This window comes from Micromonospora sp. NPDC004551, from assembly GCF_040609975.1.
In the GTDB taxonomy this organism is placed as follows: Bacteria; Actinomycetota; Actinomycetes; order Mycobacteriales; family Micromonosporaceae; genus Micromonospora.
In genome coordinates this window covers 693,403-719,900 of the sequence record NZ_JBEXLM010000001.1, presented here as the reverse complement: position 1 = coordinate 719,900, position 26,498 = coordinate 693,403, and the positions used below count along the sequence as shown (strand labels likewise).

Annotated in this window: 29 protein-coding genes; 10 read left to right on the top strand and 19 right to left on the bottom strand. The window is 72.5% G+C overall.

Annotation, left to right across the window (positions count from 1 at the left end):
- Positions 1-11: 11 nt before the first annotated feature.
- Positions 12-704 (bottom strand): DUF4245 family protein, encoded by a 693-nt coding sequence (locus tag ABZW14_RS03630; RefSeq protein WP_355339094.1) that lies wholly within the window; start codon positions 702-704, stop codon positions 12-14.
- 159 nt (positions 705-863) lie between these two features.
- On the opposite strand from ABZW14_RS03630, the gene glpX reads away from it, so the two are divergent.
- Positions 864-1,895 (top strand): class II fructose-bisphosphatase, encoded by a 1,032-nt coding sequence (gene glpX / locus ABZW14_RS03625; RefSeq protein WP_355339091.1) that lies wholly within the window; start codon positions 864-866, stop codon positions 1,893-1,895.
- A gap of 29 nt (positions 1,896-1,924) precedes the next feature.
- Positions 1,925-2,893, top strand: a complete 969-nt coding sequence (locus ABZW14_RS03620; RefSeq protein ID WP_355339426.1) for a DMT family transporter — start codon at positions 1,925-1,927, stop codon at positions 2,891-2,893.
- On the opposite strand, the gene ABZW14_RS03615 is transcribed toward ABZW14_RS03620, so the two are convergent.
- Positions 2,862-3,779, bottom strand: a complete 918-nt coding sequence (locus ABZW14_RS03615; protein WP_355339088.1) for an NAD-dependent epimerase/dehydratase family protein — start codon at positions 3,777-3,779, stop codon at positions 2,862-2,864. The two genes, ABZW14_RS03620 and ABZW14_RS03615, sit on opposite strands and share 32 nt — an antisense overlap.
- 136 nt (positions 3,780-3,915) lie before the next feature.
- On the opposite strand from ABZW14_RS03615, the gene ABZW14_RS03610 reads away from it, so the two are divergent.
- Positions 3,916-4,608: a TetR/AcrR family transcriptional regulator gene (locus tag ABZW14_RS03610; RefSeq protein ID WP_355339085.1), complete on the top strand. Its 693-nt coding sequence runs from the start codon at positions 3,916-3,918 to the stop codon at positions 4,606-4,608.
- Between the two features lie 20 nt (positions 4,609-4,628).
- On the opposite strand, the gene ABZW14_RS03605 is transcribed toward ABZW14_RS03610, so the two are convergent.
- From ABZW14_RS03605 to ABZW14_RS03580, 6 genes are all read right to left on the bottom strand, one after another.
- Positions 4,629-5,615 (bottom strand): NAD(P)/FAD-dependent oxidoreductase, encoded by a 987-nt coding sequence (locus ABZW14_RS03605; protein WP_355339082.1) that lies wholly within the window; start codon positions 5,613-5,615, stop codon positions 4,629-4,631.
- Positions 5,616-5,703: 88 nt separating this feature from the next.
- Complete coding sequence (locus tag ABZW14_RS03600; protein ID WP_355339079.1) at positions 5,704-6,363, bottom strand: rhomboid family intramembrane serine protease; 660 nt, start codon at positions 6,361-6,363, stop codon at positions 5,704-5,706.
- A gap of 101 nt (positions 6,364-6,464) precedes the next feature.
- Positions 6,465-7,145: a lytic transglycosylase domain-containing protein gene (locus ABZW14_RS03595; RefSeq protein ID WP_355339076.1), complete on the bottom strand. Its 681-nt coding sequence runs from the start codon at positions 7,143-7,145 to the stop codon at positions 6,465-6,467.
- Between the two features lie 278 nt (positions 7,146-7,423).
- Positions 7,424-8,836, bottom strand: a complete 1,413-nt coding sequence (locus ABZW14_RS03590; protein ID WP_355339073.1) for a PhoH family protein — start codon at positions 8,834-8,836, stop codon at positions 7,424-7,426.
- Between the two features lie 345 nt (positions 8,837-9,181).
- Positions 9,182-9,610: a hypothetical protein gene (locus ABZW14_RS03585; protein ID WP_355339070.1), complete on the bottom strand. Its 429-nt coding sequence runs from the start codon at positions 9,608-9,610 to the stop codon at positions 9,182-9,184.
- A complete protein-coding gene (locus ABZW14_RS03580; RefSeq protein ID WP_091260344.1) occupies positions 9,607-9,948 on the bottom strand; it encodes a hypothetical protein in 342 nt (113 codons plus the stop codon). Before ABZW14_RS03580 ends, ABZW14_RS03585 begins: the two co-directional genes overlap by 4 nt.
- A gap of 264 nt (positions 9,949-10,212) precedes the next feature.
- Here ABZW14_RS03580 and ABZW14_RS03575 point away from each other — a divergent pair, with 264 nt between their 5' ends.
- From ABZW14_RS03575 to otsB, 3 genes are all read left to right on the top strand, one after another.
- Positions 10,213-10,653: a helix-turn-helix transcriptional regulator gene (locus ABZW14_RS03575; protein ID WP_355339067.1), complete on the top strand. Its 441-nt coding sequence runs from the start codon at positions 10,213-10,215 to the stop codon at positions 10,651-10,653.
- 163 nt (positions 10,654-10,816) lie between these two features.
- Positions 10,817-11,170 carry a hypothetical protein gene (locus ABZW14_RS03570; RefSeq protein ID WP_355339064.1) on the top strand — a complete coding sequence of 118 codons (354 nt, stop codon included), beginning with the start codon at positions 10,817-10,819 and terminating at the stop codon, positions 11,168-11,170.
- A 70-nt stretch (positions 11,171-11,240) separates the two neighbouring features.
- Positions 11,241-12,065: a trehalose-phosphatase gene (gene otsB / locus ABZW14_RS03565; protein WP_355339061.1), complete on the top strand. Its 825-nt coding sequence runs from the start codon at positions 11,241-11,243 to the stop codon at positions 12,063-12,065.
- Between the two features lie 23 nt (positions 12,066-12,088).
- Here otsB and ABZW14_RS03560 read toward each other — a convergent pair whose 3' ends face one another.
- The 4 genes from ABZW14_RS03560 to ABZW14_RS03545 all read right to left on the bottom strand — a co-directional run bounded on the left by ABZW14_RS03560 (position 12,089) and on the right by ABZW14_RS03545 (position 16,865).
- The gene (locus tag ABZW14_RS03560; RefSeq protein ID WP_355339058.1) at positions 12,089-12,859 is read right to left on the bottom strand and encodes an isoprenyl transferase; all 771 of its coding nucleotides are present in this window, start codon (positions 12,857-12,859) and stop codon (positions 12,089-12,091) included.
- 31 nt (positions 12,860-12,890) lie between these two features.
- On the bottom strand, positions 12,891-14,027 hold the full coding sequence (locus ABZW14_RS03555; RefSeq protein ID WP_355339055.1) for a geranylgeranyl reductase family protein: 1,137 nt from the start codon (positions 14,025-14,027) through the stop codon (positions 12,891-12,893).
- A gap of 90 nt (positions 14,028-14,117) precedes the next feature.
- On the bottom strand, positions 14,118-14,984 hold the full coding sequence (locus ABZW14_RS03550) for a hypothetical protein (RefSeq protein WP_355339052.1): 867 nt from the start codon (positions 14,982-14,984) through the stop codon (positions 14,118-14,120).
- A gap of 39 nt (positions 14,985-15,023) precedes the next feature.
- A complete protein-coding gene (locus tag ABZW14_RS03545; protein WP_355339049.1) occupies positions 15,024-16,865 on the bottom strand; it encodes a phosphoenolpyruvate carboxykinase (GTP) in 1,842 nt (613 codons plus the stop codon).
- Between the two features lie 447 nt (positions 16,866-17,312).
- On the opposite strand from ABZW14_RS03545, the gene ABZW14_RS03540 reads away from it, so the two are divergent.
- Entirely contained in the window at positions 17,313-17,849 is a 537-nt protein-coding gene (locus ABZW14_RS03540; protein ID WP_355339423.1) for a GtrA family protein, read from the top strand.
- Positions 17,850-17,912: 63 nt separating this feature from the next.
- Complete coding sequence (locus tag ABZW14_RS03535) at positions 17,913-18,617, top strand: GtrA family protein (RefSeq protein ID WP_355339047.1); 705 nt, start codon at positions 17,913-17,915, stop codon at positions 18,615-18,617.
- A gap of 51 nt (positions 18,618-18,668) precedes the next feature.
- On the opposite strand, the gene ABZW14_RS03530 is transcribed toward ABZW14_RS03535, so the two are convergent.
- Both ABZW14_RS03530 and ABZW14_RS03525 read right to left on the bottom strand, forming a co-directional pair.
- Positions 18,669-19,241, bottom strand: a complete 573-nt coding sequence (locus ABZW14_RS03530) for a PH domain-containing protein (protein ID WP_355339044.1) — start codon at positions 19,239-19,241, stop codon at positions 18,669-18,671.
- 78 nt (positions 19,242-19,319) lie between these two features.
- A complete protein-coding gene (locus ABZW14_RS03525; RefSeq protein WP_355339041.1) occupies positions 19,320-20,195 on the bottom strand; it encodes a biotin--[acetyl-CoA-carboxylase] ligase in 876 nt (291 codons plus the stop codon).
- Between the two features lie 96 nt (positions 20,196-20,291).
- Here ABZW14_RS03525 and ABZW14_RS03520 point away from each other — a divergent pair, with 96 nt between their 5' ends.
- Positions 20,292-21,875 carry an acyl-CoA carboxylase subunit beta gene (locus ABZW14_RS03520; protein ID WP_355339038.1) on the top strand — a complete coding sequence of 528 codons (1,584 nt, stop codon included), beginning with the start codon at positions 20,292-20,294 and terminating at the stop codon, positions 21,873-21,875.
- Between the two features lie 46 nt (positions 21,876-21,921).
- Here ABZW14_RS03520 and ABZW14_RS03515 read toward each other — a convergent pair whose 3' ends face one another.
- The 4 genes from ABZW14_RS03515 to ABZW14_RS03500 form a co-directional block, all read right to left on the bottom strand.
- The gene (locus ABZW14_RS03515) at positions 21,922-22,806 is read right to left on the bottom strand and encodes a hypothetical protein (protein WP_355339035.1); all 885 of its coding nucleotides are present in this window, start codon (positions 22,804-22,806) and stop codon (positions 21,922-21,924) included.
- Positions 22,799-23,299, bottom strand: coding sequence for a SigE family RNA polymerase sigma factor (locus ABZW14_RS03510; RefSeq protein ID WP_355339032.1), 501 nt, complete (start codon positions 23,297-23,299; stop codon positions 22,799-22,801). The genes ABZW14_RS03515 and ABZW14_RS03510 overlap by 8 nt, the downstream gene beginning before the upstream one ends.
- A gap of 63 nt (positions 23,300-23,362) precedes the next feature.
- Positions 23,363-24,346, bottom strand: coding sequence for a 2-dehydropantoate 2-reductase N-terminal domain-containing protein (locus tag ABZW14_RS03505; RefSeq protein WP_355339029.1), 984 nt, complete (start codon positions 24,344-24,346; stop codon positions 23,363-23,365).
- A gap of 86 nt (positions 24,347-24,432) precedes the next feature.
- Entirely contained in the window at positions 24,433-25,176 is a 744-nt protein-coding gene (locus tag ABZW14_RS03500) for a M50 family metallopeptidase (protein ID WP_355339026.1), read from the bottom strand.
- A 165-nt stretch (positions 25,177-25,341) separates the two neighbouring features.
- Between ABZW14_RS03500 and ABZW14_RS03495 the strand changes: the two genes are divergently transcribed.
- A complete protein-coding gene (locus ABZW14_RS03495) occupies positions 25,342-26,094 on the top strand; it encodes a GH25 family lysozyme (protein ID WP_355339023.1) in 753 nt (250 codons plus the stop codon).
- Positions 26,095-26,191: 97 nt separating this feature from the next.
- Here the strand turns inward: ABZW14_RS03495 and ABZW14_RS03490 are convergent, their stop codons facing one another.
- A complete protein-coding gene (locus tag ABZW14_RS03490) occupies positions 26,192-26,422 on the bottom strand; it encodes a hypothetical protein (RefSeq protein ID WP_355339020.1) in 231 nt (76 codons plus the stop codon).
- Positions 26,423-26,498: the final 76 nt, after the last annotated feature.

The window sequence follows — 26,498 nt, the reverse complement described above, 5'->3', positions numbered from 1 at the left end:
GTGCGGGACGGTCAGCGCAGCGCGGTGGCCAGCTCGCGCAGTTCCGCCTCCCCCGCGTCGCCGACCACGATCACCGTGCGGTTGGGCTCCAGCAGGACGAAGGCCTGCTCGTTGCCCCGGGCGGTGTACCGCTGCCAACTCGTCCCGCCGGGCAGGTCGGCCGGGCCCTGCGGCTGGCCGCCGCTCAGCTCGGCCGGCAGCAGCCTCTCGGCCGGCACGTTGCTCTCGACCAGTTGCGCGCCCCGGCCCTCCGGGGTCACATAACCGATGCGCAGCGTCCCGCTACCCGACTCGGTCTGGTAGCGGGCGCTGACCGTACGCCAGTCGGAGCCCAGCCCCTGCGGCTCGGCGACGGGGAAGGCGTTGGCCGCGCGGGCCTGCTCGACGGCGGGCGCCGGGTCGACTTTGACCGGCTCGTCGCCGCCGAGAAACCCCCGGTAGAACGCGAGCAGCAGGGCGATGGGGACCAGCAGCACCAGCAGCGACAGCGCCATGTCCTTCGGCGACCGCTCGGACCGGGCCTTCTCCTTCCGCGGGGGCGGCGCGGAATACTCCCCGGCGGCGGCCGGCGGCGTCGGGCCGGTCGACTCGACCAGGGCCGGTTCCCCGGCCGGCGGGGTCGCGCCGGCGGTCGGACGCACCGGCGGCTGACCGTCGGGCGGGGTGTCGGTCGGTGCGCGGTCGGCAGGCTGTGCGGGTTCCACCCGGCCATTCTCGCAGCCGTCCGGGTGACGTGATCCTGGCCTCCTCCGCCCCGCTCCGGCGTCGAACCTGAGATCGTGTGAGGATCAGCGACAAAACCGGCGGCGGCGACGGCCGCATCCCGCCGGTCCACCCCGCAACGTCGCGAGGAGGAAGCCGTCATGACAACCACCAGGACGCGGACGCCCCAGGATCTCGACCGTAACCTCGCCCTCGACCTGGTCCGGGTGACCGAGGCCGCGGCCATGGCCGCCGGCCGCTGGGTCGGCCGGGGCGACAAGGAGGGCGGCGACGGAGCCGCCGTCGACGCCATGCGCAAGCTCATCAACTCGATCCCGATGCGCGGTGTCGTGGTGATCGGCGAGGGCGAGAAGGACAACGCCCCGATGCTCTTCAACGGCGAGGAGGTCGGTGACGGGACCGGGCCCGAGGTGGACGTGGCGGTCGACCCGATCGACGGCACCACGCTGATGAGCAAGGGCATGCCGAACGCGCTGGCCGTGCTCGCGGTGGCCGAGCGGGGCGCGATGTTCGACCCGAGCGCGGTCTTCTACATGGAGAAGCTCGCGGTCGGCCCGATGTACGCCGACGTGGTCGACATCAACGCCGGGGTGGCCGAGAACATCCGCCGGATCGCCAAGGTGAAGGGCACCGACGCCGCCGAGGTGACGGTCTGCGTGCTGGACCGGTCGCGTCACGACGACCTGGTGAAGCAGATCCGGCGTACCGGGGCCGGCATCCGGTTCATCTCCGACGGCGACATCGCCGGCGCCATCGCGGCGGCCCGGGGCGAGTCGGACGTCGACGTGCTCATGGGCATCGGCGGCACCCCGGAGGGCATCACCGCGGCGTGCGCCCTGAAGTGCATGGGCGGCATGATGCAGGCCAAGCTCTGGCCCAAGGACGCGCAGGAGCGGGAGAAGGCGCTGGCCGCCGGGCACGACCTGGACCGGGTGCTGTTCACCGACGACCTGGTGACCGGCGACAACTGCTTCTTCGTGGCCACCGGCGTCACCTCGGGCGACCTGCTGCGCGGGGTGCGCTACCGGGCGGGCGGGGCGTACACCCAGTCGATCGTGATGCGCTCCAAGAGCGGCACGATCCGGGTGATCGACTCCTACCACCGGCTGGAGAAGCTGGCTCTCTACTCGGCGGTCGACTTCGACGGGCGCCCCCTGGCCGAGCAGGAGTGACCGCGACCGGGACGGCGGCGCCCCCGACGCTGTCGACCACGCGGCGGATCGCCGGCACCGGGCTGGCCACCGCCTCGGGGGTTGCGGTGGCCGTCCAGTCCCGGATCAACGGCGAACTCGGCGTACGGCTGGCCGACGGGATCGCCGCCGCGGTGGTCTCGTTCGGCTTCGGCCTGCTGATCCTGCTGGTGCTGGTCCCCGCCTCCCCTGGCGGCCGACGGGGGTTGGCCGCCCTGCGGGCCGCGCTCCGGGACGGCTCGCTGCGGCCGTGGCAGTGCCTCGGCGGCGTCTGCGGCGCCTTCCTGGTGGCCACCCAGGGGCTGACCATCGGCACCCTCGGCGTGGCCGTGTTCACCGTCGCCGTGGTGGCCGGGCAGTCCGGCAGCAGCCTGCTGGTCGACCGGGCCGGGATCGGCCCGACCGGTCGGCAGCCGGTCACCCCGAACCGGCTGGTCGGCGCGGTGCTCACGGTGGTGGCCGTGCTGCTGGCGGTGGGCGACCGGCTCGGCGACCCGGGCGCCCTGGCGCTGGCGCTGCTGCCGCTCGCCGCCGGGGTGGGCATCGCCTGGCAGCAGGCGGTGAACGGCCGGGTCCGGGGGGCCACCGGCAGCGCCATGACCGCCACGCTGGTCAACTTCACCGTCGGCACGGTGGCGCTGCTCGCCACCTTCGCGGTGGAGGTGGCGGTCCGGGGCCGCCCGGCCGGCGGTTTCCCGGCCGAGCCGTGGCTCTACCTGGGCGGCCCCATCGGCATCGTTTTCATCGCGCTGGCCGCCGCCATCGTCCGGTTCACCGGGGTGCTGCTGCTCGGCCTGGCGACCATCGCCGGGCAGGTCGTCGGCGCTGTCCTGCTGGACCTGCTGCTGCCCACCGCCGCCTCGCACCCCACGGCGACCACCCTGCTGGGTGCGGCGCTGACCCTGGTCGCGGTGCTGGTCGCCGCGCTCGGGCCGCCGCCGCGGCCGGTCATCCGCGCAGCGCCGCCACCGTCTCCTTGACCGCCCGGTCCAGCGGCGTCGCCTCGACGCCGAGTGTGGCGGTGGCGGCGGTCGAGTCCAGCACGTACGGGCGGGCGAACTGGTAGGCGGTCTCCCGCAGTTCCCGGACGAACGGGTTGGCCACCCCGCCGAGCCAGAGCACCGGGTACGGCATCCGGGTCAGTCGCGGCGCGGGCGCACCGACCAGGGCCGCCGCGCGGACGGCCAGGTCCCGCATCGAGACGGCGGGCGCGCTGGGCACGTGCCAGGCCCGTCCCCAGGCCCGCTCGTCGGTCGCGGCAGCGACCAGGGTACGGGCGACGTCCGGAATGTACGTCCAGGTGTGCGGGGCGTCCCAGTCGACCGGCAGGAAAACGCGCTGGCCGGCGAGTACCCGCGGCAGCACCATCATGGCCAGCGAGGTACCGTCGGCGCCGAGGTAGTCGGAGCCGCGTACCTCGGTGATCCGCGCCCGGCCGGCCCGGTGCGCGGCCAGCGCGTCGGCCCACATCCGGTTGCGGACCCGGCCCTTGGTGCCCGTCGAGGCGAGCGGGGTCGCCTCGGTCATCGGGGCGTCGACCGGGCCGTACCCGTAGAGGTTGCCGACCGTGGCGAGCACCGCGCCGGTCCGCTCGGCGGTGGTGAGCAGCGCGGCGGCCAGCGGCGGCCAGTCCAGCGGCCAGCGGTGGTACGCCGGGTTGGCGCAGTTGTGCAGCGCCACGGCGCCTTCGGTCAGCGCAGTCAGCCGGTCCGCGTCGGCGGCGTCGGCGGCGATCCGCTCGACAGCGGGGTGGTCGGGGCCGGTGCCGCGGCGGGTCACCACCCGCACCCGGTCCCCGCGCTCGGCGAGGAGTCGGGCGGTGGCGGTGCCGACGGGTCCGGCGCCGACGATCACGTGCAGGGCCATGGGGGCCATCCTTCGAAGCAGGGGTCCGATCCGAGAGCAGCGCTCTCGCTACAGAGCATGACCGACGCGGGACCGCTTCGTCAAGAGCAGTGCTCTCGGTTTTGAATGCCGCTCTCATCCGTGGCAGAGTGGGGGCATGCTCGCTCCCTCGCTCCGCGCCCGGGTCCGCGCCGGCATGATCGAAGAGATCAAGGCGGTCGCCCGCCGCCACCTGGCCACCGACGGCGCGAACCTCTCGCTCCGGGCGGTCGCCCGCGACATGGGCATGGTCTCGTCGGCGATCTACCGCTACTTCCCCAGCCGCGACGACCTGCTCACCGCGCTGATCCTGGAGGCCTACAACGCGCTCGGTGACGCGGTCGAGGCCGCCGACGCCGGCGTCGACCAGGCCGACCTGCGCGGCCGGTGGCACGCCGCATGCCGGGCCGCCCGGACCTGGGCACTGGCCCACCCCGCCGAGTACGCCCTGCTCTACGGCAGCCCCGTTCCCGGCTACGCGGCACCGGACGACACCGTGGCGCCCGCCCAGCGCCCCCCGGAGACCCTGGTGGGCATCCTCCGCGACGGGGTGGCCGCCGGCCGGATCGACCCGCCCGGTGAGGATCTGCCCGAGCCGTTGCGGTCCGACGTGGCCGAGCTGGCGGCGCTGCTCGCCGTCGACCTGCCACCCGCCCTGCTGGCCCGGGGCATGGCCGGCTGGACGCAGCTCTTCGGGCTGATCAGCTTCGAGCTGTTCGGCCGGATCAACCGCACGCTGCCGCACCGCGACGAGTACTTCGACCACCAGACCGGGCTGATGGCCGACCTGATCGGTCTGCCCGCGACCTGAGCCCGGCGGGCCGTCCGGGCTCAGGTGCCGTCGGACGAGTGGCCGGGGAAGAGGTGCGCGGTCGGGTCGATGACGACGGCCGCGTTGTTGACGGCCGTCGCCGCCTCACCGAAGCCGGTGGCGATCAGCCGGACCTTGCCCGGGTAGTCGGTGATGTCGCCGGCCGCGAAGATGCGGGGCAGGTTCGTGGCCATGGCGCTGTCGACCACGATGTGCCGCCGGTCCAGGCGCAGTCCCCACTCGGCGAGCGGACCCAGGTCGGCGGTGAACCCGAGCGCGGCGACCACGGTGTCCACCGGCAGGGTCTCCACCGCGCCGCCGCGCACCGTTAGCTCGGCGCCGGTGACCCGGTCCTCCCCGTGCAGCCGGCTCACCTCGGCGTTGACCACGATCCGTACCGGCAGGGCCCGCACCCGGTCGACGGTCGAGGCGTGCGCGCGGAACCGGTCCCGCCGGTGCACCAGGGTCACCGAGCGGGCGATCGGGGCCAGCGTCACGGCCCAGTCGAACGCCGAGTCGCCGCCGCCCACGATGAGCACGTCCCGGCCGGTCAGCTCGGTCGGCTGCGGTACGAAGTAGACGATCCCGGCGCCCACGAAGCTGTCCGCCACCGGCAGCGGCCGGGGCGTGAAGCTGCCCAGCCCGCCGGTGACCAGCACCGCGCCGCAGTGCAGCTGGTCACCGCCGGCCAGCCCGAGCACCGGCCGCCCGTCCAGGTACGACAGCTTCTCGGCGCGTACGCCGAGCAGGTACTCCGGGCGGAAGGGCGCGGCCTGGGCGACCAGGTTGGCCACCAGCTCGCGCCCCTTGATGGCGGGGAACCCGGCGACGTCGAGGATCAGCTTCTCCGGGTACATGGCGGTGACCTGGCCACCCGGCTCGGGCAGCGCGTCGATCACGGCCACGGAGAGCCCGCGGAACCCGGCATAGTAGGCGGCGAACAGCCCGGCGGGGCCGGCTCCGATCACGGCGACATCGACCTCGCGCATGGCGTACCATCCCGTCACTCGCCAGGGGATCAACGCGTGCTGATCCCGACGGTAGGCGGGGCGGTGGCCGTGGGCAAGCACGTCCCGCCGGCGGGTGGACGTGCCGTCAGGGCAGCGTGACCGGCGGTGACCCGAGCCGGTCCCGGTCCGCCGTCTCCGGCCGGCGGCGGAACAGCACCGCCGCGACGGCCCCGCCGAGCAGCCCGAACAGGTGCCCCTGCCACGAGATGCGCTCGTCGGTGGGGAGGATGCCGAGCAGCTGCCAGCCGTAGAGCAGGCCGACGAGGAGCACCACGGCGAAGTTCCACCAGCTCCGCTCGACGATGCCGCGGGTGAGCAGGATGCCGAGGTAGCCGAAGATCACCCCGCTCGCGCCGACCACCACCGAGTTGGGCGAGCCGGTGAACCAGACGCCCAGGCCGCTGACCAGGATGATGACCAGCGTGGACCAGAGGAACCGGCGGGTGCCGGCGGCCAGCACGAAGGTGCCGAGCAGGATCAGCGGAATGCTGTTGCTGTAGAGGTGGTTCCAGCCGGCGTGCAGGAACGGCGAGAAGAACACGCCGTCGAGCCCCTGGATGCGGTGCGGGATGATGCCGGCGGTGACGTCGAGGTCGGCGCGCAGGCCGACGTCGACGGCCTCGATGAGGAACAGCACCGGCACGACCGCGCACATGGCGACGAAGGCCCGGCCGAGCGAGGCGTAGAACGCCTCGGTGCCGAACCGGTGAGGGTCGCCGCCCGTCGGGCCGTCTCGCCAGGTCATCCGTCAAGTGCTATCAGCTATCGGGGCGTACCGCCACCCGAGCGGCGACACGACGACGGCGGGGCGTGCGAATCGTCGCACGCCCCGCCGTCGGTGTCCGCTCAGTACCAGCCGGAGCTCTGCGAGTGCGCCCAGGCACCGCAGGGGTTGTCGTAGCGGCCCTCGATGTAGCCGAGGCCCCACTTGATCTGGGTGGCCGGGTTGGTCTTCCAGTCGTCCGCCACCGAGCCCATCTTGCTGCCCGGCAGGGCCTGCGGAATCCCGTACGCGCCGGACCCCTCGTTGTAGGCCTTGTGGTTCCAGCCGCTCTCCTTGGTCCAGAGCTTGTCCAGACAGGGGAACTGGTCGATGCCGAAGCCCTCGTCGAGCATGATCGCGCAACCGATCTTGCGGTTGCCGCTGAACTCCTCGCAGGAGGCCGGGATCGGCCCGTCGTACGGCTTGGACGCCGCCTTCTCCGCGGCCTCCCGCTCCTTCTTGCGGGACGCGGCCGCCGCCTCGGCCTCCTTGGCCCGCTCGGCGGCCTCCTTGGCCGCCGCAGCGGCGCGCAGCTTCGCCTGGTACTCGGCGGCCCGCTGCTTGGCCGACGCCATGCGGTGGTCGGCCTGACGGTCGCGCTGGTACGCGTACTCCGTCCGGTCGACCTGCAGGCCGACCTGCGCGGTCAGGCCCTGTTGCTGGGTCTGTCGGTCTTCGCCCAGATAGAAGCCGCCGGCAACGCCCACGGAGAGCAGTGCGACGGCGGCCGTACGGGCACCGAACCGGCTCCACAGCCGACTCACGAAGTGTCCCTTCGTCGGGGGCAAGGACACGGCGCGACGTGCGGCCCTGGAGCGGCCACGACGGCGCCGTGAGCGCCCCGACCCTCGCGGTCGCAGCCGACTCCACCGGTGCTCGTGACTCCCCCGCCGTCTCGTGGCGAACGATGCTCGACGATCTCGGTGGTGCTGAGGCGCTCGATGGACACCATTGCGCACAGTGAGGCCGATGGGAAACCAAGGACGCGAATTGTGATCTGCGCCACAAAGAGAATGTCCTCAAACCAGGGCAAAGGTAAGCCTCAGAGCGGAATGTCCTCCAGCAGATCGGTGACCATCGCGGCGATGGGAGATCGCTCCGAACGGCTGAGAGTGACGTGCGCGAAGAGCTGATGGCCCTTCAGCGCCTCGATCACCGCGGTCACCCCGTCGTGCCGGCCGACCCGCAGATTGTCCCGCTGGGCCACGTCGTGGGTGAGCACCACCCGGGACCCCTGGCCGATCCGGGACAGCACGGTGAGCAGGACCCCCCGCTCCAGCGACTGCGCCTCGTCGACGATGACGAAGGCGTCGTGCAGGCTCCGGCCGCGGATGTGGGTCAGCGGCAGGACCTCCAGCAGGCCCCGCGAGGTGACCTCCTCCAGCACGTTCTCGTGCACCACCGAGCCGAGCGTGTCGAAGACGGCCTGCGCCCAGGGCGACATCTTCTCCGACTCCGAGCCCGGCAGGTAGCCCAGCTCCTGGCCGCCGACGGCGTACAGCGGGCGGAACACGACGACCTTCTTGTGCCGGCGGCGTTCCATCACCGCCTCCAGGCCGGCGCAGAGGGCCAGCGCGGACTTGCCGGTGCCCGCCCGGCCGCCGAGCGAGACGATGCCGATCGACTCGTCCAGCAGCAGGTCGAGCGCCACCCGTTGCTCGGCCGAGCGGCCGTGGACGCCGAACGCCTCCCGATCGCCACGCACCAGCCGGACCGTCTTGTCGGGCAGCACCCGGCCGAGCGCCGAGCCCCGCGCCGAGTGCAGCACCAGGCCGGTGTGGCAGGGCAGGCCGGCCGCCGCGTCGAGGTCGAGCGTCTCGCCCGCGTAGAGCTGGCCGATCTCCTCCTCGGCCAGCTCCAGCTCGGCCATCCCGGTCCAGGTCGGATCGCTGGCCTGGCCGTGCCGATACTCGTCGGCCCGCAGGCCGACCGAGGCCGCCTTCACCCGCAGCGGCATGTCCTTGCTGACGAGCGTGACCTCGCGCCCCTCAGCGGCCAGGTTGAGCGCCACCGAGAGGATCCGCGCGTCGTTCGACTCGTTCCGGAACCCGGGCGGCAGCACGCCGTCGTCGGTGTGGTTCAGCTCCACCCGGAGGGTGCCGCCCTGGTCGTTCGCGGGCACCGGCCGGTCCAGCCGGCCGTGCTTCACCCGCAGCTCGTCCAGCATGCGCAGCGACTGCCGGGCGAACCAGCCCAGCTCGGGATGGTGGCGCTTGCCCTCCAGTTCGGAGATCACCACCAGCGGCAACACCACCTCGTGCTCGGCGAAGCGGTGGAACGCGGCCGGATCGGAGAGGAGGACCGAGGTGTCCAGGACGAAGGCCTGGCCGGCTGGTCGGGGCTCCTCGGTGCCGGCGGGCGCGGAGGCCGCGCGGCGGCTGCGGGTGGTCCGGCGGGTCGTGGCGGTCGCGGCCGGGGTCTGGTCGGCACCGGCGGGCGTACGGCGAGTGGTCACAGGCCTGCTCCGCGGATGGGCACCCGGCCACCCGAGTTCCGCCTCTTCCGGTGCCCGGTGGGACACGGGGTCGGATGCGGGCCCCGTGCGCGAGGTCGCAGGTCCGGGCTGTCCGGCTGGCTCGGGAAAACCCCGTGCCATGCCTAGACGCTAATCGCCGGACGCCCGGTCGGCTAGTGGTGCGAGTGGATCACACACGAGCGGGAGATGAACGGCGCGCGGCGGAACCGGCCGGGATGCATGCCCCCTGCGCGCATCCCGGCCGGCGGAGCCGCCGTCACCGGTCTGAGGGCGGCTCCGACGGTGCGCGTCCGCCGCGGACGGCACACCGCGTCTGGGCGGGCGTCAGCCCTGCCGCCGGACCAGGGTCCCGGTCCGCGGCCCGCCGCCGGCCGCGCCGAACGAGGAGCCGGTGTAGGTGGTGCCCTGCCGGGTGGCCAGCCCACCGAACTGGGCGGTGGCGGTGGCCCGCAGTGCCGGGCCGGAGGAGGTGCGGGCGGTGACCGCGGCGGGGACGGCGGTGCCCGCGAACGGCGTGGTGCGCCCGGCCGGGGCGGTCACCACGGCCGGGGCCGGGCCGGTGAACGCCGAGGCGATCGCGGCCTGGGCGTCCCGGCGCCGCCGGTTCCAGGCGCCCCGGTCGCCGTCGAAGTAGCCCTGGCGGTAACCGAACCGGTAGCCGATCCGGTAACTGAGCTGGCCGTGCAGCCGACCGGCCGCGTAGCAGGTCGAACCGAGCACGAGGACCAGTACGACGGCGAGAAAAGGGCTCATCGCTCGTCCGCCCCGGGCAGGGGGTCGACGACCAGCAGCCGCTCCAGATCGGCGGTGCTGACCTCCTCGACCAGCTCGACGCTGATCCGGCAGCCGTCGACGATCACCTCGGCCACCGAGGCCCGGCGGATCTCCCCGCCGGCCTCGTAGACCCGGACGCTCAGCTCGGGACAGCCGAGATGGGTCCGCCAGGCGTCCCACTCGTCCCGGTCACCCACGCTGAGGGAGAGATAGCGGCAGCCCCGCGCCAGGTAGAGGCGCCAGGGGGCGCTCAGGCCGGCGGTCACCCCCTCGGCGATCAGGCCGAAGGCCTGCGCACGGGTCGCGAGCTCGGTCACGAGACCCCCTCGACACCCGCGGAGTGACGCATGTGAGCACTCGTCGTCTCATGCACGTGACACACCGTAAGTTGTCTCATGAGCGTGACAGTATCAGCTTTTCGTCCGTTTACCGCCGTACTGGCGTCCATCTATTCTGCCCGGGTGACACCCCTCAGGAACAGCTCTGGATCGTTTACCGGCAACCGTGGATCATCGTCACGTGGGCGTGACAGCAGCGTGCCGGGCGGTGCCTCGGAGACCGACTGGTCGTACCGTCACGGGGTGACCGAGACCGCGAACGCACGGAAGATCGCCTTCGCCACCTTCGTCCGCCGCGCGCTGGAGGACGCGCGCGCCATGCGGGCCTGGAGCGGCACCGAGGTCTCCCGGCGCACCGGCGTCTCCCGGCAGACCATCAACCGCTGGGTCCGGGGCGACTGGGCCAGCGACCCCGAGGCCGAGCGGGTGGTCGCCTTCTGCGAGGGGCTTGGGCTCAACCCCGCGGCGGCGTTCGCGGCCCTCGGCTGGGACCGGGCGGCGGCCCCTCGCGCCACCCCCACCCCGCCGCCGATGGACCCGGACGTCGAGGCGCTGCTGCGCCGGCTGGTCGACCCGAACGTCTCCGAGGCGGAGAAGTTCCACATTCGAGAAACCATTCGCTATCTCGCTTATCGCCCAACCCTCCCGGTCGATGCCCGAAATAGAGGTAAACAGGCCGGGTAGTTCCTCAGATGGCGAAAGAACGGAAGGTCAGACCCGATTGTTTCGCCTCGGGGCCGGATCGGAACGGCTAGCGTCCACGTTTGTACTGCTAAGGGCTCGTCATCGGCGGGGGGACGGGACACAGCCGAACCCAGCCCTGCGGGACAGAAGGAGGGGTCTGTCCATGACCCTGAAATGGTTGGCAGTCGTGGTCGCGGTGGTGTCGGTGACATCGTGCGTGACCGGCAACGTGGTGGTCGGCGTAATGAACGGCGGGCAGCTTCCCCTGGTCGTCAACCTTTTCGCGCTCATCACGGCCGGCACCGCGGTGGTCCTCGCCGTCGTCGCCGAACTGCACGACCGGCTCAACGACCGGGTCAGCGCGCTCACCGAGTTCCTGGTGGCGCGGCTCAACGAGATCGAGGCGCACACCGGCGACCGGAACACCGGTTTCGTGGAGGGCTACCTGCTGAGCCACGGGCAGGACGCGGCCGTGGTGCCGTTCGGGCGCCGGGGACGGGGAGCCGCCGAACGCTGACCGCCCGCGTCGTTCCGACGTCACATCTCGGCCACGAATACGCCGCCGTGACCGGGGTACGCTGTCGCGCGTGCCGCCGTTGAATCTGGGCAACCAGCAGCCGAAAACCCCGTTGGACGCCGAGCATGCGTGGCGCGCCACCGCCGCCCGCGCCGCCGACGTGGTGCTCTTCTTCGACTTCGACGGCACCCTCGCGCCGGTCGACGACGACCCCACCGCGGTCCAGCCGGCGCCCAAGGTGCTCACCGCGTTGGAGGCGCTCGCGCCGCACGTACGCCGGATCGCGATCGTCTCCGCGCGCCCGGTGGAATTCCTCCGTGACCACCTCGGCGGTCTGTCCGGCATCGACCTCTACGGCCTCTACGGCCTGGAGCACAGCCACTCCGGCGGCGAGACGGTCACCGAGCCGGCCGCCCTGCCCTGGGTGCCCACCATGGCCGAGCTGGCCGAGCAGGCCCGCACCGAGCTGCCGCCCGGCGCCCTGGTCGAGTTCAAGCGGCTCTCCGTCGCGCTGCACTGGCGCACCGCGCCGCAGCTCGGCGACCTGGTGCAGGAGTGGGGGCGCGCCCGGGCCGAGGCCCTGGGGCTGCGCTGCCAGGCCGGGCGCATGGTGCTGGAGCTGAAGCCCCCGGTCGACCGGGACAAGGGCATGGTCATCGGCGAGGTGGTCCGGGACGCCGGCGGCGCCTGGTACTTCGGCGACGACGTCTCCGACATCAAGGCCTTCTCGGCGCTGCGCGCCCGGGCCGCCGCCGACCCGCAGTTCCTCGGCGTCTGCGTCGCGGTGGCGAACCCGGAGACCGGTCACGAGGTCGCCGACGCCGCAGACCTCACCCTGGACTCCCCCGCCGCCCTCGGCGACTTCCTCACCGAGGCGCTTCCCCACCTGCGCTGAGCGCGCCGGCTGGTGAGGGCGGGTCAGGCGCCGTAGCGGCGCTGCCGGGTGGCGTAGGAGCGCAGGGCGCGGAGGAAGTCCACCCGGCGGAAGTCGGGCCAGTTGAGTTCACAGAAGTAGAACTCCGAGTGCGCGCTCTGCCAGAGCATGAAGCCGGAGAGACGCTGCTCGCCGCTGGTCCGGATGATCAGATCCGGGTCGGGCAGGCCCTTGGTGTAGAGGTGCTCGGAGATGTGGTCGACGTCGATCGAGTTGGCCAGCTCCTCGACGGTGCCGCCGGTAGCGGCGTGCTCCAGCAGCAGCGAGCGGACCGCGTCGGCGATCTCGCGCCGGCCGCCGTAGCCGACGGCGATGTTGACCTGGGCGCCGCCGCTGCGCTCCCGGGTGCGCTCCTCGGCCGCCTTGAGGGCGGCGGCGTGGTGCGCGGGCAGCACGTCGAGGGCGCCCACCATCCGCAGCCGCCAGGGGTTGCCCTCCTCGGCCAGCTCGGTGGTGAGGTCCTCGATGATCTGGAGCAGCGGGTCCAGCTCGGCGGCCGGCCGGGCCAGATTGTCGGTGGACAGCAGCCAGAGGGTGACGTGCCCGACACCGGCGGCGTCGCACCAGCGCAGCAGCTCCTTGATCCGCTCGGCGCCCATCCGGTGGCCGTCGTTCGGGTCGACGAAGCCCATCTCCCGGGCCCACCTGCGGTTGCCGTCGCACATCACGCCGACGTGCCGGGGCACCGGCTTGCCCGCGAGCTTCGCGGTGAGCCGGCGCTCGTATACGGAGTAGAGGAGTTTCCGCAGAGTCATCACCTTGCAGGGTAGCGACCCGTGCCGACGATCAGCGTCTCGGTGGCGTAACACGCGAGGCGAGGCCGGAACCGATCATGGCGAGGGTACGGGCGTCGAGACGCCCGTCACCCAGCCCCAGCTCCACCACGGTCCGGTAGACCCGCTCGTCGCGCCGGGCCGCGCGCACCGCCGCGTCCACCACCCGCCGGTGCCGGGCCAGCCAGGCCGCCATCGAGCTGTGCCGCAGGTGGGCGCCGAGCCGGCGGCGCAGCGCGTCGGCGTACCGGCGGGCGGCGAGGGCCGGTGTGTCGGCCGCGGCGGCGCCGGCCAGCGCCCCGGAGCGCAGCGCGTAGAAGATGCCCTCGCCGGTGAACGGGTTGATCAACGAGAGCGCGTCGCCGGCCAGCACCACCCGACCCCGTCCGGGCGCCGGCCGGTGGGTGGAGAGCGGCAGGTGGTGCGCCCGCAGGTCGGTCACCGTCGCCGGGTCGGTACCGGGCAGCAGGGCGGCCAGCCGGTCCAGCAGGTGGGCGCGGGTCAGCGGCTCGCCGCGCAGCACCTCCCCGTACCCGACGTTCGCCCGCCCGTCGCCGATCGGGAAGGACCAGGCGTACGCCGGCCAGCGCGGCGACGAGGTGACGATGAGCTGCTCGGGCGGGCCGGGGCGGGCCGGCGCGTAGCCCCGGATGGCGAGCGCGAGGTGCCGGTCCGGGTTCACCGGGTGGCCGAGCGTCCGGCGCAGCACCGAACCGGCCCCGTCGGCCCCGACCACCGCCCGGGCGGCCAGGTCCCCGTCGAGCACCACCCGGTCCCCGCGCACCTCCACGGTGCGTACGGTGTGCCGCCGCAGCTCGGCCCCGGCCGCGGTCGCCGCCGCCACCAGCCGCGCGTCGAACACCTGCCGGGGCACCGTGTACGCGGGCCGGGGCAACGCCCGGGCCACCGTGCCGCCACCGGGGCCGACCAGGCGCAGCGCGGGCAGCGGCGCGTACCCGTCGACCGCCCCGCTCACCCCCAGCTCGGCCAGGACGTCCAGCGCGTGCGCGGCGATACCGTCCCCGCACGCCTTGTCCCGCGGGAAGTCGTACCGGTCCAGCAGCAGCACGCGCTCCGCGCCCGCCCGCCGCGCCCCGAGCGCCGCCGCGGCCCCGGCCGGCCCGGCCCCAACGACGATGACGTCCCACACACCCCCATCCTCCCCGCCGCGCCCCGCCCATCGGCGTTGATCAAGAAGTTTGCGTCCGGAATCGGCCGCTCCCTGACGCAAACCTCTTGATCAACGCGACGAGGGGGGCGGGGTGAGGGCGTGCCGGGCGCGGTGCAGGGAGTAGAGGGTCAGCAGGGCCGCGGTCAGGAGGGGGGCGCCGTCTCGGATCAGGCCGTCGGTGCCCAGGAGCCACCAACACAGGGGCAGGTCCACCGCGAGGGTGGCCAGGGTGATGGCGATCAGGAACCTGCGGGCCCAGGGGCGGTCGCGCATCAGGAAGGCGGTGCAGAAGAGCACGGCGTAGCTGACCGTGATGCCGGCGGCGAACCAGAACAGCACGGCCGGCACCGCGCTGATCCGCCCGTCCAGGATGGAGCCGGTCGCGACCAGGGCCGGGACCAGCATCAGCGGGCTGTAGGTGAACGCGGCGACCCGGGCGGTGAGCAGCCAGCCGGTGACCGGCGGGCGCTTCGGGGCCACCTCCCGCCAGGAGATCACCCCGCCCTCGACGACCAGGCCCTTGCGGTGCCGGACCAGGTGCCCACCGACCGACTCGGAGCGGTAGAGCAGCACCACCACCGCGACGCAGAGCGCCGTGAGCACCGCGAAGCCGAGCAGGCCGGGCAGCGGCGGCACCCCCGCCCGGGGTACGACCAGCCGCCCCACCGCGAAGACCGTGGTCACCGACAGGATCAGCCCGAACGGCTTCGCCACCGCCCGGCCCCGCTTGACGTGCCCGATCAGCACCAGGAAGCCCAGCGACCGCAGCATGGCCCAGCCGGTACGCACGGCGAGCCCGAACTCCTGCTCCGGGGCGTACCAGTAGTTGAGCAGCTCGACCACGATGGTGGCCGCCGCCGTGACGGCGAGCAGGGTGGTCAGCGCCCGGACGGCGGACGGCCGCCGGACCTCGACAGGTTCGGCGGCCGTCCTCATGGCATCCGGTGTTGCCCGGTGCGGGCTTCCGTCACACCTCTACTTCTGCGGCTCCGCGTCGAGCCGGGCGCGCAGCGCGTCCAGCTCGGCCCAGAGGACGCCGGGGAGCTTGTCACCGAACTTCTCGAACCACTCGGTGACCAGCGGCAGCTCGTTGCGCCACTCCTCCGGGTCGACCTTGAGGGCGATCCGGACGTCCTCCGGGGTCATGTCCAGGCCCTCGACGTCGAGCGCGTCCTGGGCCGGCACCATGCCGATCGGGGTCTCGACCGCCTCGGCCCGGCCCTCCAGGCGCTCGATGACCCACTTGAGCACCCGGGAGTTCTCGCCGAAGCCCGGCCAGAGGAAGTTGCCCTCGGCGTCCTTGCGGAACCAGTTGACGTAGTAGATCTTCGGCAGCTTGGCCTCGTCGCCGTCGGCGCCCTTGCCCATCTCGATCCAGTGCCGGAAGTAGTCGCCGGCGTGGTAGCCGATGAACGGCAGCATGGCCATCGGGTCGCGGCGCACCACGCCGACCGCGCCGGAGGCGGCGGCGGTGGTCTCCGAGGAGAGCGTGGCGCCCATGTAGACGCCGTGGACCCAGTCGCGGGCCTCGGTGATCAGCGGGACGGTGTCCCGGCGCCGGCCGCCGAACAGGATCGCGTCGATCGGCACGCCGTTCGGGTCGTAGTAGTCGTCGGCCAGGATCGGGCACTGCGTGATCGGGGTGCAGAACCGGCTGTTCGCGTGCGAGGAGAGGCTGTCGCTCTCCGGCGTCCAGTCGTTGCCCTTCCAGTCAATCAGGTGCGCCGGCGGCTCACCCATGCCCTCCCACCAGATGTCACCGTCGTCGGTGAGGGCCACGTTGGTGAAGACGGAGTTGCCGCGGTCCAGCGTCCGCATGGCGTTGGCGTTGGTCTTCCAGTCGGTGCCGGGCGCGACGCCGAACAGGCCGTACTCCGGGTTGATCGCGTAGAGGCGGCCGTCCGGGCCGAACCGCATCCAGGCGATGTCGTCGCCGATGGTCTCGACCTTCCAGCCCGGGATGGTCGGCTCCAGCATGGCCAGGTTGGTCTTGCCGCAGGCGGACGGGAACGCGCCCGCGATGTGGTAGACCTTGCCCTCCGGCGAGGTGATCTTGAGGATCAGCATGTGCTCGGCCAGCCAGCCCTCGTCGCGGCCCATGACGCTGGCGATGCGCAGCGAGTAGCACTTCTTGCCGAGCAGCGAGTTGCCGCCGTAGCCGGAGCCGAAGGACCAGATCTCCCGGGTCTCCGGGAAGTGCGAGATGTACTTGGTGTCGTTGCACGGCCAGGCCACGTCCTGCTGGCCCGGCTCGAGCGGGGCGCCGATCGAGTGCAGCGCGTGCACGAAGTCGGCCTCGTCGCCCATCGCCTCGAGGATCTTCTCGCCCATCCGGGTCATGATGCGCATGGAGGCGACCACGTACGGGCTGTCGGTGATCTCGACGCCGAACATCGGGCTCTTCGCCTCGACCGGCCCCATGCAGAACGGGATGACGTACATGGTGCGGCCGCGCATGCACCCGCGGTACAGCTCCGTCATCGTCCGCTTCATCTCGGCCGGCGCCATCCAGTTGTTGGTGGGGCCGGCGTCCGCCTCGTCGACGGAGCAGATGAAGGTGCGCTCCTCGACCCGCGCGACGTCCGTCGGGTCCGTCCGCGCGTAGAACGAGTTGGGCTTCTTCTCGGGGTTCAGCCGGATCAGGGTGCCCTTGTCGACGAGCTCGTCGGTGAGGCGGCGCCACTCCTCATCGGACCCGTTCACCCAGACCACCCGGTCGGGGGTGGTCAGTTCCGCGACCTCACGTACCCAGGCGAGCAGTTTGGGGTGGGACGTCGGGGCCTGATCGATACCCCGAACAGTAGCCGGAGCAACCATGTCACATCTCCTTGTGGTCGACGCTGACCGATGTATGGGATGCACGAGTTCTGGCGAGCCGGTGCGTCGCCTTCGTGGAAACCTGGGATTGGGCTCAGCGTAAACCGGGCTGCCTCCCCAGTCAGTGGGACTGGTTGTGAAGAACTGCACAAGGTACGGCCACGCTGCGGCATCGCGATCTCTTACCCGCTTTCGCGCGCAGTTTCACGCAAATCTTGCGGAGAACCTTCGACGGCCCGGTACGCGACCAACCCCGCGACGGTGCCGGATGCGCCGAAGGGGACCGGCATGACACGAACGACGATTCCGTGATCTGCTCCACAATTCCGCCACGCGCGGTTACGCTCCGCTCACGGACACCGGAACCGGCGGGCGGTTGTCGCGGACTCGCCGTTGCGGCGGGTCCCGGAAGCATGTACCCGGTACTCTCGGCGGGTGGCCGCGACGATGACCGGGGACCAACCGGGGGCTCCGCAGACCCGTCGAGGTCTGATCGGGGCCCTGATCGACCGTTTCGGTCACCTGATCCGCGAGATGAGCAAGTTCGCCACCGTCGGCGGCTTCGCCTTCCTCGTCGACTTCGCCCTCTTCAACTACCTCGCGAGCGTGCGGCACATGCCGCCGGTGGCGGCCAAGACCATCTCCACCGTGATCGCGGCCACCCTGGCGTTCCTCGGCAACCGGTTCTGGACCTGGCGGCACCGCCAGCGCTCCCACCCCGCCCGCGAGTACGCGCTGTTCTTCTTCTTCAACGGGGTGGGCCTCGGCATCGCGGTGGCCTGCCTCGCCATCAGCCGCTACGGGCTCGGCGCCGTGTGGCCCGAGGTGTTCCAGACCCCGCTGGCCGACAACATCGCCAGCTTCATCGTCGGCACCGGCCTGGGGACGCTGTTCCGGTTCTGGTCGTACCGACGGTTCGTTTTCGTCGAGGCGGGAACTCCCCCCGTTCCGGCGACGAGCCGCGACCGAGAGTCCGGGGCGTGACCCACCGCCCATCCCGTCCTGCCGGGCCCAGCCGGCCCTGCCCACTGTCTTAAGGTGTTCCGCATGCCTCTTGTCCGTCTGCTGCCCGAGCGCTGGCAGAAGTTCATCCACGAGGCGCTCAAATTCGGCATCGTCGGCGGCATCAACACCGTCATCAATTACGCGGTGTTCAATGCGCTGGCACTCACGGTTTTCCGCGACGGCCAGCTCAAGGCGACCGTCATCGCGACCATCGTCGCGACGATCACGTCGTATCTGATGAATCGGCACTGGACGTACCGGGATCGGCCGAAGGCGGCCCTTCGCCGCGAATACGCCCTGTTCTTCCTGTTCAACGGCGCCGGCCTCGTCATCGAACTGGGCGTCCTGGCGCTGGCGAAGTACGGCCTCGGCGTGAACAGCCTGCTCGCGTTGAACGTGGCGAAGACCGGCGGCGTGCTGCTGGCCACCCTGTTCCGTTTCTGGTCCTACCGGACGTTCGTGTTCCAGCCGGTGCCGAAGCACGCCCAGGAGACCTGGCACGCCATTCCGCGTGACGAGTGGGACAACGTGGGCGAGATGGATCCGGTGGCCGAGCTGGCCGAGTCGGTCAGCGAGCTGGAGGAGACCGAACCGCCGCTCGGCAAGCGCCGCGCCGGCGACTACCCACCACCGCAGGCCCGCCCCGCACCGGCGGACGCCGGCCTGGGCCGCGCCCTCGGCGCCGACCTCGACGCCGAGCTGGCCGCCGAACTCCAGCCCACCCCGCGCCGCGCTCCGCGCCGCTGACTCCGGCCCGGCTCTCCGGCGCCCGCACGAGGGGCGCCGGAGGCCCGGGGGTCAGGCGGAGGGGTCGCGCAGCGGCTTGCCCTCGGCCATGTCGGCCAGGATCTCGCGCATCTCACCGTCGCCCAGGCTGTGCCGGTCGTGGTGGGCCTCGACCAGCTCGTAGAGCTTGGTCTGGACCTTGTCGACGTGTGGCACGTCGCTGAGCACCGACTGGCCGCGCTCACCGGCGGACTCGATGGTCAGCGTGCCGCAGCCGAGCAGCCGCTCCAGGAACTTCTGGTGCATGGCGTGGTCGTTGATCCGGGTCAGCGGCAGGTCCCGCCGGTTGCGGGAGAACACGCCCTCCTGGAGCAGCACCCGCTCGTTGGTGAAGAGGTAGTGGGTGGTGCGCCAGACCAGGAACGGCCACAGCCCCAGCCAGAACACCAGCACCAGGCCGAGCGCGGCGATCACGTAGAGCGCGATCGTGCCGCCGTCGCCCTCGGGCAGCAGGACCCAGCCCGCGACCACCGCCGCGACGGCGAGCACCAGCACCAGGATCGGCCGGATCAGGGCCTTCCAGTGCGGGTGGAGATGCAGCACGACGTGCTCGTCCTCGGTGAGCACGTCTTCGGGGAACGCCACGGGAACCTCCTCGCAGAACAGGACGGGCTGACCGTAACCGGTCGGCGCATCCTCCGGGATCGGCCGCGCGGAGGGTGCTCAGCGCAGGTGCAGCACGTCGCCCGCGGCGAGGCGCAGCTCCCCCTCCGGGCCGTCGACCAGCAACTGCCCGTCCGGGTCCACACCGGTGGCGGTGCCGCGCACCTCCCGGCCGTCCGGGAGCAGCACCCGGACCTGCCGGCCCACCGTGGCGCAACCCGCCAGATAGGCGTCCCGCAGGCCGCTGGCGACCGCGTCGCCCCCGGCGTCCCGCCAGCGCTCGTACCAGTCGGCCAGCGAGCGGAGCAGGGCGCGCAGCAGCGGGTCCCGGTCGGTGGCGGCGGCACCGGCGAGCTGGAGCGAGGTGGCCGGCAGCCCGGTGGGGTTCTCCGGCAGCTCGTCGGCGCGCAGGGTCACGTTCAGGCCGATGCCGACCACGATCGCGGGCGGCTGGTCCGGGGCCGTGCCGGGCACCGCCTCGGCGAGCACGCCGGCGCACTTCGCGCCGTCCAGCAGCAGGTCGTTCGGCCACTTGAGCCGGGCGTCCAGCTCGGCCAGCAGGGCCACCGCCTCGACCAGCGCGACACCGGCCAGCAGCGGCAGCCAGCCGTACCCCTGGGGTGGCACGGGCGACCAGCCGCGCTCCGGGACGGCCTCGCCCGGCCGGAGCAGGACGCTGGTGGCGAGGCCGGCCCGCGGCGGCGACTGCCAGACCCGACCGCGCCGGCCCCGGCCGGCATTCTGCCGCTCGGCGACCACCACGAGGCCCTCCGGTTCGCCGGCCCGGGCGGCCTCGGCCACGTCGGCGTTGGTCGAGCCGGTCTCGGCCCGCAGCTCCAGCCGGCGCCAGGGCCCGTGCGGCGCGACCAGCGCGCGTCGCAGCCGGGCCGCGGACAGTGGCGGGCGGTCCAGATCGGTGTACGGCGAGCCGGGCATCCCGCCAGCCTACGGCCCGCACGCCGGCCGGCCCGCGGGAAGCGGTGAGGCGCACTGCACAGCGTCGCCCACCTGAACCATCGTTATATTCCCTGGGTGACTACCGAGACCGGGATCAACATCCACACGACCGCCGGCAAGCTGGCGGACCTGGAGCGACGGCTCGACGAGGCGGTGCACGCCGGGTCGGCGCGCGCGGTCGAGAAGCAGCACGCGCGGGGCAAGAAGACCGCTCGGGAGCGGATCGAGATGCTCCTCGACGAGGGTTCCTTCGTCGAGCTGGACGAATTCGCCCGGCACCGCTCGACCAACTTCGGGCTGGAGAAGACCCGCCCGTACGGGGACGGCGTGGTGACCGGCTACGGCACGGTGGACGGCCGCCAGGTCTGCGTCTTCGCGCAGGACTTCACCGTCTTCGGCGGTTCCCTCGGTGAGGTCTTCGGCGAGAAGATCGTCAAGCTGATGGACCTGGCCATGAAGATCGGCTGCCCGGTCGTCGGCATCAACGACTCGGGTGGCGCGCGGATCCAGGAGGGCGTCGCCTCGCTGGGCCTCTACGGCGAGATCTTCTTCCGCAACGTGCGGGCCAGCGGTGTCATCCCGCAGATCTCGCTGATCATGGGACCGTGCGCGGGCGGCGCGGTCTACTCCCCGGCGGTCACCGACTTCACCGTGATGGTCGACCAGACCTCGCACATGTTCATCACCGGCCCCGACGTCATCAAGACGGTCACCGGCGAGGACGTGGGCATGGAGGAGCTGGGCGGCGCCCGCACCCACAACGCCCGCAGCGGCAACGCGCACTACCTCGGCACCGACGAGGAGGACGCGATCGAGTACGTCAAGGCGCTGCTGTCGTACCTGCCGTCCAACAACCTGGACGAGCCGGTGGTCTTCTCCGCCGCCGCGGACCTCGACATCACCGATGAGGACCGCGAGCTGGACACGCTGATCCCCGACTCGGCCAACCAGCCGTACGACATGCACCGGGTCATCGAGCACGTCCTCGACGACGGCGAGTTCCTCGAGGTCCAGCCGCTCTACGCGCAGAACATCGTGGTCGGTTTCGGCCGGGTCGAGGGCCGCCCGGTCGGCGTGGTCGCCAACCAGCCGATGCAGTTCGCCGGCACGCTGGACATCGCCGCCTCGGAAAAGGCGGCCCGGTTCGTGCGCACCTGCGACGCGTTCAACATCCCGGTGCTGACCTTCGTGGACGTCCCCGGCTTCCTCCCCGGCACCGGGCAGGAGTGGGACGGCATCATCCGCCGCGGCGCGAAGCTCATCTACGCGTACGCCGAGGCCACCGTCCCGAAGGTCACCGTCATCACCCGGAAGGCGTACGGCGGGGCGTACGACGTGATGGGCTCCAAGCACCTCGGCGCGGACCTGAACTTCGCCTGGCCGACCGCGCAGATCGCGGTGATGGGCGCGCAGGGCGCCGTGAACATCCTCTACCGCTCCGAGCTCGCCAACGCCGAGGACCCGGCCGCCGTCCGGGCCGAGAAGATCGCCGAGTACGAGGACACCCTGGCCAACCCGTACATCGCCGCCGAGCGCGGGTACGTCGACGGGGTGATCCCGCCGCACGAGACGCGTACCCAGATCGTGCGGGCGCTGCGGGTGCTGCGCACCAAGCGCGAGACCCTGCCGCCGAAGAAGCACGGCAACATCCCGCTCTGACCGTCCTGTCGCCGGCCCCCACCGTCAACCGGTGGGGGCCGGCGCGTCAGCAGCGCGGGTGGGCGGCGGGACACATCCGGCCGGCCGCCGTGACGGCCAGCTTCCGCAGGTCGGCCTCGGTGCCGTCCCGACCGACCTGGATCACGCTGACGAGGTCGCCGACCCGGACGACCACCCTGCTGATCGGCTTGCTCACGGCACCCAACGGCTTGCCGGTGTCCAGGTTCCGGGCCTGGCCGACCGTGTGCCGCAGCAGCACCGAGTCGTCCCCGGCGAAGTCGCTGTCAACCTCCCGCCAGGAGTGGACGACCTGCGCGTTGATCGTCTTTCCCTGCCACTGGGTCGGGCCGCTGGACCGCCACTCGCGGCACGGCGCGAGCAGCTCGCCCATACCGGCGAAGACCCGGTCGGCCACCTCCGGCGTGACCCGGTAGACCTCCTGCATGGCCAGCACCTGGCCCGGCCGCTGCTCGTCGGCCGCCGGACGCTCTCGCAGGATCGTCACCGAACGGGAGTACCGGGACGCCTCCCATTCCGCCGGCAGACTCTGGTGCTTCCGGCAGAACAGCAGCAGGTCATCGAGCCGTACGGCCTCGCCGAGGCCGGTCTCGGTCAACGGGACCCCCGTCTTCGTCCGCAGATCCGTCGGCTTCAGCAGCACCTCGGCGGGAACCTCCGTGGCGGTCCAGGCGGTCGCGGTGGGCGACGCCGAGGCCGGCGCGCCGGCCGGCAGCGCCGTGTGGGGAGCGGCCCGCCCGGCCTCCACCAGAGCGGTGCCCGAGGCCACCACCAGCACGGCGAGCGCCGCGGCCACCACGGTGCGCCGGCTGCGGCGCCGGGCGCGGGACCGGAGCTCGGCCGGCTCCGCCCACCGGACGCTGTGCAGCTCCCGCTGCACCAGTTCGACGAACGTCAGGTCATCGTCACGCATCGGCGGGCTCCTCCACATCCACGACGGCGAGCAGCCCGGCGAGCGCCGCGCGCCCCCGGGAGAGCCGCGCCTTGACCGTGCCGACCGGGGCCTCGGTCTCCCGGGCCACCTCGGCGACCGGCATGCCGAGCAGGTAGTAGAGCGCGATGGCGGTGCGCTGCTCCTCGGGGAGCCGGCGCAGCGCGGCCACCACCTCGACCGTGTCGGTGCTCGGGGCGGGGATGCTCTCCTCGGCACCGTGCCGCAGGTAGGCCCGGGCCCGGCTGCGCAGGCTGCGCCAGCGGCTCACCGCGATCCGGCTGGCCACCACGCGCACCCACGCCTCCGGGTCGTCGTACCCGCGCACCGTCGACCACCGCTGCCAGGCCCGGATGTACGCCTCCTGCACGGCGTCCTGGGCCTCGGCGAGGTTGCCGGTGAGCACGTAGACGAAGCCGAGCAGCCGTTGTCGGCTGCCCCGGTAGAACTCGTCGAACCCGTCGACGTCCGGCACCCTGCTACCTCCCCCGTGGCGGTCGCAGGGGAGACGCCTGGCGCCGGGGCTCAGGTTGCGCGGTCAGCCGACCATTTTCTCCAGCTCGGCCAGGGGGAAGCCGCCGGCCGGGATACGCTCGCGGACCGCCCGGCGCACGGCGGCCTGCACCGCGGCGTTGGCCGGGGTGGGCAACCCGTGCAGCCGGCCGAGCAGCACGATCTCGCCGTTGAGGTGGTCCGCCTCGGCGGAGCCGGCGCCCCGGGCCAGGCTCTGCCAGGTGGAGCCGCCGGCCCGCTCCGCGCCGTCGACCGGCCGGTGCCGCACCCGGTCGCCCCGCTCGGCCGCCTCCTCCTCGCGGGTGGTGTGCGCGATGCCGGCCGCGGCCAGGGCGGCCTCGCCCTCGGCGCGTACCCGGGCGGCCAGCGGATCGGGCACCTCCGGGCCGAGCAGCGCCTGGAGGCCGTTGCCCAGGTTGCCGAGGAGCTTGCCGTACTTCCAGCGCATCACGTCGTCCCGGACCGGGGCGACGAACCCGGCGTCGGTCAGGTCGGCGGCGACCGCGCGGCTGGTGTCGTCCGCACCGGACGGGTAGCGGCCGATGTGCAGCATGCCCGGGTGCGGGTGCCCGTTGGCCACCACCACACCCGGTTCCAGGTGGGTGGCGGGCAGCCAGACGCAGACCGGGTGCACCCGGGCGAACAGCCGCAGCGCGGCCGGCTCGTTGGCGACGCCGTTCTGGGCCAGCACGATCGGCAGCCGCTCGCCCGCCGTCCCGCCGCCCTCGACCGGGGCGTCCACCCAGGTCCCCAGGGCCGCCGCGGTGTCCTGCGACTTGACCGTGAGCACCAGAACCGTGTCCGCCGGCAGCGGACGGCCGTCCGGCCCGGCCACCGCCGGCAGCCGGCTGGTCACCGTGCCGTCCGGCGTGCGCAGGGTCAGGCCCCGCTCCCGGAGCGCGTCCAGGTGCGCGCCGCGGGCCACCAGCGTCACGTCGCGGCCGGCCTCCCCCAGCCGTACGCCGATGGTGCCGCCGACCGCGCCCGCCCCGATGATCACGTATCGCACCCGTCCGATTCTGCCCTCCCCCGCCCCGGTGCGCCGGGTGATCCACTCCACATTGGGGCGCCGGCGGTGTTCCTGACGGGGACCGCTCAGATCGTCAACCCGGCGTCGGTGAGGATCGGGCCCGCAAGCAGCAGCGCGCCGGCACCCAGCGCGGCCAGGGTGACCAGCAGGAACACGGTCACCCAGAACAGCGGCGGGAAGGGGGTGAGCCGGGCGAGCTGGTCCGCGTCCGACTCGGGCATCCGCCCCCGGCTGCGCAGCCGTTGCAGCTCGAACACCGGGCGGACGCCGCCGAACAGCAGAAACCAGACCGAGGTCCAGGCGAACGCGGCCTGAACCTCGGGCGAGGTGTACCAGGAGACGGCGAGCACCACGCCGCCGGTGACCAGCAGCGACAGCACGCCGAAGACGTTGCGGATCATCACCAGCATGGCCAGCAGCAGCACCACCGCGACCCAGAGCAGCAGGGTGATCCGGTTGCCGGCGAGCAGCCACGCCCCGGCGAGGCCGATCAGGGACGGGGCGACGTACCCGGCCAGCAGGGTGAGGATCATCCCCGGACCGCTGGGGCGGCCGGCGGAGAGGGTGAGCCCGGAAGTGTCCGAGTGCAGCCGGATGCCGCGCAACCGCCGACCGGTCAGCAGCGCCATGAGCGCGTGGCCGCCCTCGTGGGCGATGGTCACCGCGTTGCGGGCGATCCGCCAGGGCAGCCGGGTGGCGACCACCACCACCGCGACGACGGCGGTGAGCAGCACCAGCAGCGGCGGCGGATCCGGCTGGGCGCCGAGCAGCTTGTCCCAGAGGGTGGTGAGGCCGTCGATCAGGGGCATGGGCGGGGAGCCTACCGGCCCGAGCTGTGTCGTTCGAGAGATCGTTCCCAAAGGACCACCAGGGCGACGACAATCATCAATGAAAAATTCTTTAAGTCCCCTTGCGATCTAGGGCACTTAACTCCAAAGATGGGCGTCAATCGTTGAACGTCCCTGGAGGCATCAATGGCCCGTACCAGATTCTCCGTGCGCCGGTTGCTCGCCGCCGGCCTGACCGTCGCCGCCACCGCGGCGGCGGCCCTCTTCGCGACCGCCGGACCGGCCGCCGCGGCCACCACCCCCGGCATCGACGTCTCCAACTACCAGGGCAGCATCAACTGGACCAGCGTCCGGAACGCCGGCATCCAGTTCGCCTTCATCAAGGCCACCGAGGGCACCAGCTACAAGGACCCGCGGTTCAACACCAACTACGTCGCCGCCTACAACGCCGGCGTGATCCGCGGGGCCTACCACTTCGCCCGGCCGAACATCTCCTCCGGCGCCATCCAGGCCAACTACCTGGCCAGCAACGGTGGCGCCTGGTCCGCCGACAGCCGCACGCTGCCCGCCGCCCTGGACATCGAGGGCAACCCCTACTCCGGCGGCTACTGCTACGGCCTGAGCACCACCGGCATGCGCAACTGGATCCAGGACTTCCTGAACACCTACCGGTCCCGCACCGGCCGGTACGCGGTCATCTACACGACCACCAGCTGGTGGAACCAGTGCACCGGCAGCTGGACCGGCCCCTGGGCCAACCACCCGCTCTGGCTCGCCCGCTGGGCGAGCACGCCCGGCACCCTCCCGGCCGGCGCCCCGTTCTGGAGCTTCTGGCAGTACACCAGCACCGGCGCCGTCTCCGGCATCAGCGGCAACGTCGACCGCAATTACTGGAACGGTGACCGGACCCGGCTGATCGCCCTGGCCAACAACACCTGACCAGCCCCACGGCCGCCAGTCGGCGGCAGCGGGATCGGCTACGACCCGGGGTCGATAGCTGGTCCGGCTGCCGCCACTGCCGTGTTGACCGCCCGGGTCACGCCCTGCGTCGCGAGCCGACCGGCACGGGGACCGCACCCCGCCCGGCCAGGGTGGTCCGGCGGGCCAGCCGCCACGTCGCCACCCCCGCGACGGTGAGGGCGACGACACCGAGCGCCGCGACCGGGGCGGAGAGGCCGGCGCTGATCAGCAGCAGGACCACGTCCCCGAGCGCGACAAGCATCCACAGTGCCAGCCGGGGCCCGGTGTCCTTGTGTCGGTAACCCATGTCGTTCCTCCTTCCGTCGTCGCGGGTCTCAATACCCCCGAGAACGGAAGGCCATGCGAGTCGGTTTCGCAACGGC

Coding starts and splice junctions, on each gene's coding strand:
- ABZW14_RS03550 (WP_355339052.1), bottom strand. CDS start 14,984: ATGAGGACGGCCGCCGAACCTGTCGAGGTCCGGCGGCCGTCCGCCGTC.
- ABZW14_RS03500 (WP_355339026.1), bottom strand. CDS start 25,176: ATGCCCCTGATCGACGGCCTCACCACCCTCTGGGACAAGCTGCTCGGC.
- ABZW14_RS03490 (WP_355339020.1), bottom strand. CDS start 26,422: ATGGGTTACCGACACAAGGACACCGGGCCCCGGCTGGCACTGTGGATG.
- ABZW14_RS03615 (WP_355339088.1), bottom strand. CDS start 3,779: ATGGCCCTGCACGTGATCGTCGGCGCCGGACCCGTCGGCACCGCCACC.
- ABZW14_RS03525 (WP_355339041.1), bottom strand. CDS start 20,195: ATGCCCGGCTCGCCGTACACCGATCTGGACCGCCCGCCACTGTCCGCG.
- glpX (WP_355339091.1), top strand. CDS start 864: ATGACAACCACCAGGACGCGGACGCCCCAGGATCTCGACCGTAACCTC.
- ABZW14_RS03495 (WP_355339023.1), top strand. CDS start 25,342: ATGGCCCGTACCAGATTCTCCGTGCGCCGGTTGCTCGCCGCCGGCCTG.
- ABZW14_RS03570 (WP_355339064.1), top strand. CDS start 10,817: ATGACCCTGAAATGGTTGGCAGTCGTGGTCGCGGTGGTGTCGGTGACA.
- ABZW14_RS03540 (WP_355339423.1), top strand. CDS start 17,313: ATGACCGGGGACCAACCGGGGGCTCCGCAGACCCGTCGAGGTCTGATC.
- ABZW14_RS03560 (WP_355339058.1), bottom strand. CDS start 12,859: ATGACTCTGCGGAAACTCCTCTACTCCGTATACGAGCGCCGGCTCACC.
- ABZW14_RS03585 (WP_355339070.1), bottom strand. CDS start 9,610: ATGAGCCCTTTTCTCGCCGTCGTACTGGTCCTCGTGCTCGGTTCGACC.
- ABZW14_RS03545 (WP_355339049.1), bottom strand. CDS start 16,865: ATGGTTGCTCCGGCTACTGTTCGGGGTATCGATCAGGCCCCGACGTCC.
- ABZW14_RS03515 (WP_355339035.1), bottom strand. CDS start 22,806: ATGCGTGACGATGACCTGACGTTCGTCGAACTGGTGCAGCGGGAGCTG.
- ABZW14_RS03600 (WP_355339079.1), bottom strand. CDS start 6,363: ATGACCTGGCGAGACGGCCCGACGGGCGGCGACCCTCACCGGTTCGGC.
- ABZW14_RS03535 (WP_355339047.1), top strand. CDS start 17,913: ATGCCTCTTGTCCGTCTGCTGCCCGAGCGCTGGCAGAAGTTCATCCAC.
- ABZW14_RS03610 (WP_355339085.1), top strand. CDS start 3,916: ATGCTCGCTCCCTCGCTCCGCGCCCGGGTCCGCGCCGGCATGATCGAA.